The 6,625-nt window shown below is 71.5% G+C and carries 7 protein-coding genes; all 7 read right to left on the reverse strand.

The window, feature by feature from the left end; genetic code table 11:
- Positions 1 to 239 precede the first annotated feature (239 nt).
- The 7 genes from DRB06_RS03680 to lepB all read right to left on the reverse strand — a co-directional run bounded on the left by DRB06_RS03680 (position 240) and on the right by lepB (position 6,624).
- Positions 240 to 704: a GNAT family N-acetyltransferase gene (locus DRB06_RS03680; RefSeq protein ID WP_108967784.1), complete on the reverse strand. Its 465-nt coding sequence runs from the start codon at positions 702 to 704 to the stop codon at positions 240 to 242.
- Between the two features lie 347 nt (positions 705 to 1,051).
- The gene (locus tag DRB06_RS03685; RefSeq protein ID WP_108967786.1) at positions 1,052 to 2,407 is read right to left on the reverse strand and encodes a DNA-processing protein DprA; all 1,356 of its coding nucleotides are present in this window, start codon (positions 2,405 to 2,407) and stop codon (positions 1,052 to 1,054) included.
- Entirely contained in the window at positions 2,404 to 3,978 is a 1,575-nt protein-coding gene (locus DRB06_RS03690) for a YifB family Mg chelatase-like AAA ATPase (RefSeq protein ID WP_111819155.1), read from the reverse strand. Before DRB06_RS03690 ends, DRB06_RS03685 begins: the two co-directional genes overlap by 4 nt.
- A 1-nt stretch (position 3,979) precedes the next feature.
- Positions 3,980 to 4,390, reverse strand: a complete 411-nt coding sequence (locus DRB06_RS03695; protein ID WP_108969797.1) for a YraN family protein — start codon at positions 4,388 to 4,390, stop codon at positions 3,980 to 3,982.
- Between the two features lie 143 nt (positions 4,391 to 4,533).
- A complete protein-coding gene (locus tag DRB06_RS03700; protein WP_073332911.1) occupies positions 4,534 to 4,839 on the reverse strand; it encodes a DUF2469 domain-containing protein in 306 nt (101 codons plus the stop codon).
- Between the two features lie 7 nt (positions 4,840 to 4,846).
- Positions 4,847 to 5,707, reverse strand: a complete 861-nt coding sequence (locus DRB06_RS03705; protein WP_395994417.1) for a ribonuclease HII — start codon at positions 5,705 to 5,707, stop codon at positions 4,847 to 4,849.
- The gene (gene lepB, locus DRB06_RS03710) at positions 5,704 to 6,624 is read right to left on the reverse strand and encodes a signal peptidase I (RefSeq protein ID WP_258522129.1); all 921 of its coding nucleotides are present in this window, start codon (positions 6,622 to 6,624) and stop codon (positions 5,704 to 5,706) included. The genes DRB06_RS03705 and lepB overlap by 4 nt, the downstream gene beginning before the upstream one ends.
- Position 6,625 lies beyond the last annotated feature (1 nt).

Here is a 6,625-nt window from a genome sequence, read left to right on the forward strand (position 1 = left end):
CAAGAACATTGAAATACCAGGCAAAACCCGCCGACCGGTCGGAGCGGCAAGGTGATTGAGCGTGCGCCACCCCCGGGGCACTCACCCGACCGGTCGGAGCGGCAAGGTGATCGAGCGTGCGCCACCCCCGCCTGGCACCAACACCCACACATACACGTCCACCCGAACCCACCACACCCCAAACAAACACGAAGAGGCGGATTAGTCCCCGCAGGCCGATACGTGCAACCGGCAGAAGATTACCGGACCGCCGCTTGACGCCCCTCATACTTCATTTCAATGAAGTCGAAGACTCCCCCGTTGGTAACCTGTTTAAAGGAACGCACTCTACGAAATCCGCTCCGACGGTACACCACAATTGCACGCTCATTGAAGCAGGCCACGCTCAAGCGAATCTCCCGACCAGGTAGATTCTCCTCCAGCCAGCCCAGATTACACTTCATGAAGCTTAACCCGAGGCCACGACCAGTGAGATCAGGCCGCATCCCCACCCCAATCTCCAACACGCCTTCACCATCATCAACGTCGGCGGACAAGAATCCGAACAGCTCGCCCCTTGAGCGGACTTGCATGAGGACGTCGGGCCACTTCTCGGGAGTCACGAACTCCTCGTAGTCCTCTGGATCCGCCGTCATGTAATAGACGTCATACGGTGGTGGATACTTCCAGCCGTCAGCAATCTCCAAAGCAGCCTCGAGGGTCATCGCACTGTACGACAGCTCGAGATGACTCCTACCGCTTCCCCCCAAACATTGCCCCCACCTGGATCACGCCGCGATGATACTCCGAGCCAATAAAGCTGATGCGGCGGTATTCTCGTCCTCCATCCTCGAACTACGACGATGGCTCCTTCCGACTGTGCTCCGTTCATTTGAGCCGAGATACAGAGCACCCTCCAATCGGACGAGTCCGCGAGGCGCCGTCACGCCGAGACATAGGGTGGTGAGACTTGTCGGTGCTCGGGCGGTAGGCGGCTACTGGGCATTGACGAGGGGTGGTCCGGTAAGACTCGTCGGCGCTGGGGCGGCAGCGGTGCCAACCGGCATCGAGTTCACCGGTGCCCGCGGGCGCGGCGCCAGGCGGCGCCACGGCGTTCCACCCGGCCCTCGAGTTCCAGCAGTCCCAGGGCGGCGATGGTCTCGCGTTCGGTGAGCCCGGCGGCGCGCACGATCGACTCCACGCTGGCTTCGGCGCGGGCGGGCAGCGCGTCCAGGACGACGGCCGCGGGCCCATCCAGGCCGTCGAGCAGCCCGGATCCCGCATTGGCGGGGTCCGCGGCCTTGGCCGCATCGGGGTCGGTGGCCCCCAGGGGTGCAACCAGTTCCAGGGCCTCGTCGGCGTCGGTGACGCAGACGGCGCCCTGCCGCAGCAGCCGGTGACAGCCCACCGAGGCCATGGAGGTGACCGGCCCGGGCACGGCCCCCACCGGCCTGCTCACCTCCAGGGCGTGATGGGCGGTGGACAGGGCCCCGGAGCGCCATGCCGCTTCGACGACGACGGTGGCGTCGCTCATGGCGGCGATCAGCCGGTTGCGGGTCAGGAAGCGGTGGCGGCCGGGCTGGCAGCCGGGCGGCACCTCGGCGACCAGGGCACCGGTGGCGATAACCTCCTCCAGCACGTCGGCGTTGCCGGCCGGATAGAGGCGGTCCACTCCCCCAGCGGACACAGACACGGTGACGCCGGCGCGCAGGGCGCCACGGTGGGCGGCGGCGTCGATGCCGAAGGCGCCACCGGAGACGACGACGACACCCTTCGCTGCCAGCCCACTGGCCATATCGAAGGTGACGTGCTCGCCGTAGTCGGTGGAGGCGCGCGCCCCGACCAGCGCCAGCGCGCATCCGGCGCCGGGCCCGTCCGGCACCAGATCCTCGCGGGCCCGCGGCAGGGCGACGTCGGCGGCGCCCCGGCGGGCGACGAGTAGGGCGGGATCGCCGCGCACCCATAGGCAATGGGGTGGGCGCTCCAAGTCGTTCAGCCCCGTGGGCCACCCCGGGTCGGTGGGGATGAGCAGGCTGCCGCCGAGGCGTTCCAACACATCCAGTTCGCGGCGGATGTCCAGGCCTTGCAGGCGCGGGGCCCAACGGGCGGCGGCCGTGGCCCAGTCCGCGCTGGCGCGGGCGGCGTCTCCGTGGGGCGGCAGCGGCGGACGTGGGGCGGGCCGGGGCTCCCCGTCGGCGTCGAGGGCCTCATGCGTGAGCCAGTCCAGGGCGGCGGTGGCACCGAGGCGGCCGACCAGGGCGCAGGCGTGGGCGTCTGCGGGCTCGGCGAGCCGCGACCAGGTGGCCCGGGCCAGGGCCTCGGCGTCGCCATCGACAGTGGCCTCGACGCCGACATCGGACGCGGGCGGCGGGTCCGCGCAGGCGACGTGTGCGGTGGAGCCGGCGGCGGATGTGTTCGCGGCTCTCATGGGCGGGCTCCTCTCGTGCGCAGCGCCAGAGCGGCGCCGATATCGGTGGGGGTGGGCGCGGGGCGGGCGCCGAGGTCGGCCAGGGTCCAGGCCAGCCGCAGTACCCGGTCGACGCCGCGCAGGGTCAGGTCGCCCCGGTCCAGGGCGGTCATGAGCGGGGTGAGCAGAGAGGCGTCGGTGCCGGAGACGGGCGAGCGCAGCCAGCCCCCGGGGACCTCCCCCATCAGTCGCCAGGGGGTGTCGGCCAGCCGCCGGGCGGCCCGTGCGCGCGCCTCGGCGACGCGGGCGGCGACGACGGCGCTGGGCTCGCCGGCGGTTCCGGCGGCCAGGTCATCGGCGGTGACGGCGGCGACCTCCACCTGGATGTCGACCCGGTCCAGCAGGGGGCCGGACAGGCGGGAGAAGTAACGGCGCCGCTGCAAAGAGGTACAGGTGCACTCCAGACCACGCCCCGTGGCGCGCCCGCAGGGACACGGGTTGGCTGCCAGCACCAGTTGAAAGGCCGCCGGGTAGGTGGCGCGCCCGCCCACCCGGTCGATGGTCACCACTCCGGACTCCAGCGGCTGGCGCAGGCAGTCGAGCACGCCGGCGGAGAATTCGGGGGCCTCGTCCAGGAACAGCACGCCGCGGTGGGCGAGCGACACGTCACCGGGGCGGGGTGTGCCCGTGCCGCCGCCCACGACGGCGGCGCGCGTGGCGGTGTGGTGGGGCGCGCGCAGGGGCGGGCGGGTGAGCAGGCCGGCGTCGGCGTTGAAGGTTCCGGCCAGGGAATGGATGGAGGTGACGGTGACGGCGTCGTCGGGACTCAGGGGCGGCAGGATAGAGGGCAGGCGCTCGGCGAGCATGGTCTTGCCGGCGCCCGGCGGGCCGACCAGCAGCAGGTGGTGTCCGCCCGCGGCGGCGACCTCCAAGGCATGACGCGCCTGGGTCTGTCCCACCACATCGGCCAGGTCGGGTTCGCGCACCCGGTCTCGGCCTCCGGCGGGGCGGGGAGCGTGGGCCGCCTCACGGCGGGCGCGGCGCATGAGTTCGCGGGCCCGACCGGGCAGCTTCCCGCCGTAGCGCTCCAGCAACTCGCCGATGTGACTGACGGCGGTCACGTCCACGCCCGGTACCAGGGCCGCCTCCCGGCCCGCGCCGGAGGCCACCACCACCTCGGTCACGCCGGCATCGGCGGCGGCGCGCACGGCGGGCAGGATGCCGCGGACCGGGTGGATGGAGCCGTCCAGACCGAGTTCCCCGATGTAGACGGTGCGGGCCATGTGGGCGATGGCACGAGCCGGCAGCTGGCCGCGGGCGCCCAGGACCGCAAGCGCCAGGGCCAGGTCGAAGCCGGTCCCGGTCTTGGGCAGGTCGGCCGGAGAGAGATTGACGGTCAGCCGGTGCTCGCCCCAGGTGACTCCGCAGGTGGACAGGGCGGCCCGGACGCGCTCGCGCGACTCGCGTATGGCCGCGTCCGGAAGGCCGACGAGGGTGAATCCGGGCAGTCCGTGAGCGGAGTGGGCCTCCACGTCCACCAGGTGTCCGGCCAGTCCGGTCAGGGTGACGGCAAGGGTGCGTGCCAGGCCCATTTCAATCCCCCACTCCCCGGTGGTGGCGCAGCAGGGCGGGACGGCCGGCACGCAACTGAACGGAGACGACGTCGAGGCGCAGCCCCGCGTGCGGCACCGGGTGTGTGGCGGCCCAGGCGACGGCCAGGGTGCGCAGGCGGGCTAGCTTGCGCGCGTCGACGGCCTCAGCCGGCGGTCCGGCGACGGCGGAGGTGCGGGTCTTGACCTCCACGATCACCAGCGTGCCGAGGCCGTCGGGGTGTGGTTGCAGGGCAACGATGTCCACCTCGCCGCGCAGGCCGGGGCCGGGCCGCCAGTTGCGGTCCAGAATGCGCCAGCCAGAGTCGCTCAGATAGCGGGCGGCAATGGCTTCGCCGCGCTGACCGATGAGCCGGCGCGGGTCGGTCGGCGTAGTGGTTGGTGCTGGTTGCATGGGCTTGACCTCCACCACCAGCGTGCCCGTGGGGGCGTGGCGGGGCCAGCGCGCGATTTGATCTCTGTGGATTAGGGGTGCACGAACGATGCCTGTGGGATCTGGTGAATCCTCCGCGCGGTCATTTCAGGGCCGGCGGCCGGTCAGGAAGGGATGTCCATTTCCGGCTTGGTCAGCTCCTCGACGTTGACGTCCTTGAAGGTGACCACGTGCACGGACTTCACGAATCGGCTGGCCCGGTAGATGTCCCACACCCAGGCGTCCTCGAGGGTCAGCTCGAAGAACACCTCGCCGCCGTTGGTGCGCACCTGCACGTCCACGGCGTTGGCCAGGTAGAAGCGGCGCTCCGTCTCGACGACATAGGAGAACAGGGAGATGACATCGCGGTACTCGCGGTACAGGTCGAGCTCCAAGTCGTTCTCATACGACTCCAGATCTTCAGCACTCACCCGTCCATCATGCCCAATGGGCGTCCCTTCCGGCAGCAGGTCCCGCGGGCGCGTCGGCCACAGCCACGGTCCGGGTCGGCGCCTGTACCGGGGCGGCGGCGCGCAGCGGCGCGGGGTCGGCCCCGGCAGCCCGGGCCGTGAAGCGATCCAGTCCGGGCAGGTGCCAGGAGCGGCGGTGCTGATCGCTGGCGCCCAGGCGGGCCAGGCCCTCGATGTGGGCCGGCGAGGTGTAGCCCTTGTTGCGGGTCCAGTCGTAGCCGGGGTCGGGCAGGGCGGTCATGAGCGCGTCGCGCTCCACCTTGGCCAGAACGGATGCGGCGGCCACCACCGCGCAGTGAGCATCCGCCTTGACGGAGGTGTACACGGACGGGATGGGCCGCGCGGCGGACGCTACTGCAACGGACGCGGCCGGCCCCACCGGCGTCACCGCAGCCGGCGCCGTGGTCTGCTCGGCCGCGTCGGCCGGGGCAGGGCGCAGCCAGTTCATGGTGCCGTCCAGGATGATGGCGCCGGGCAGGTGACCGCGTAGGGCGACCTCAGCCAGGGCCCGCTGCCCGGCCAGTCGCAGTGCGCCGATGATGCCGACGGCGTCGATCTCCGCAGGCGCGGCGTGACCGACGGCGTGGTCAACCGCCCAGGCGCGGCAGGGCTCCACGAGCGCCTCCCGACGGCGGGGCGTGAGCTGCTTGGAGTCGGCCAGGCCCGCAGGGAAGGCAGCAGGCGTGGCCCGGGAGACGACGGCCAGGCCGACGCTGACGGGTCCGGCCAGGGAGCCCCGGCCGACCTCGTCCATGCCACCGACCAGCGGATAGCGGACCAGCAGCCGCTCCTCCAGGGCGCGGTCCGGCAGGATGCGGGCGCGGGTCACGGACCAGTCCCGGCGGTGGTGCTCGAGGCGGCGTCGGGAACGGCGTCGAAGGCGCCGCCGTCGTCAAGGGTCTCCAGGCGTGACAGCGGCCAGAGCACGACCTTGGCGACCCCGACCACGTCGTCCAGCGGGACGAATCCGCCGTTGGCATCGTCCTGGTGGAAGCGGGAGTCGGCGGAGTTGGCGCGGTTGTCGCCCATCACCCACACATAGCCGTCGGGGACGGTGACGTCGAAGGCGACGTCGGAGGCGGAGCGGCCGGACTTCAGGTAGGGCTCGTGGACCTCGACGCCGTTGATGGTCAGCGACCCCTCGCCGTCGGCGACGATGCGGTCCCCAGCCACGCCGATGACGCGTTTGATCAGGTGGTGGCCGGAGTCCTCGGGCAGCAGGTGCAGGACGATGAGTGCGTCCTGGACGAAGCCCCTCAACCCGGTGGGCTCGGTGACGGTGAGCCAGTTGTCCGGGTCGGTGAATACCACGATGTCGCCGCGGTCGACGTCGTCGGCGTCGTACATGGTCACGGCCACCCGGTCGCCCTCAAGCAGGGTGTCCTCCATGGAGCCGGAGGGGATGCCGAAGGTCTGCACCACGAAGGTCTTGACCAGGGCGACGACCACCAGCACCGCGAGCACGATCAGCAGGGTGGAGCCGCGGCGGCGCGGCGCGGGCTCGGCTTCGGCCCGCTCGGGTGCGGCCAATGGGGTGGGCCGGTGGACCGGCTCGTAGGAGGGGGGCAGCTCGTCCGCGCCGTCGGTGGCATCCGCGGCCGCGGGAGCGGAGGTACCGGCTTCAGGCAGGTCTTCGGCGTCTTCCTGCGGTGCGGTCACCGTTTCCCTCTCGAATAGTGGCTGGGCGGTTTCAGGGCTGGGGTCGGGTGGATGCGCCGGTGCCCGGGACCCGTGGGCCCCGGGCACC

It is taken from the genome of Actinomyces sp. Z5 (genome assembly GCF_003287795.1).
Taxonomy (GTDB): Bacteria; Actinomycetota; Actinomycetes; order Actinomycetales; family Actinomycetaceae; genus Actinomyces; species Actinomyces glycerinitolerans.

Excerpts from the sequence above, each read along its gene's own strand:
- DRB06_RS03685 (WP_108967786.1), bottom strand. The coding sequence starts at position 2,407 with ATGAGAGCCGCGAACACATCCGCCGCCGGCTCCACCGCACACGTCGCC.
- DRB06_RS03690 (WP_111819155.1), bottom strand. The coding sequence starts at position 3,978 with ATGGGCCTGGCACGCACCCTTGCCGTCACCCTGACCGGACTGGCCGGA.
- DRB06_RS03695 (WP_108969797.1), bottom strand. The coding sequence starts at position 4,390 with ATGCAACCAGCACCAACCACTACGCCGACCGACCCGCGCCGGCTCATC.
- DRB06_RS03680 (WP_108967784.1), bottom strand. The coding sequence starts at position 704 with ATGACCCTCGAGGCTGCTTTGGAGATTGCTGACGGCTGGAAGTATCCA.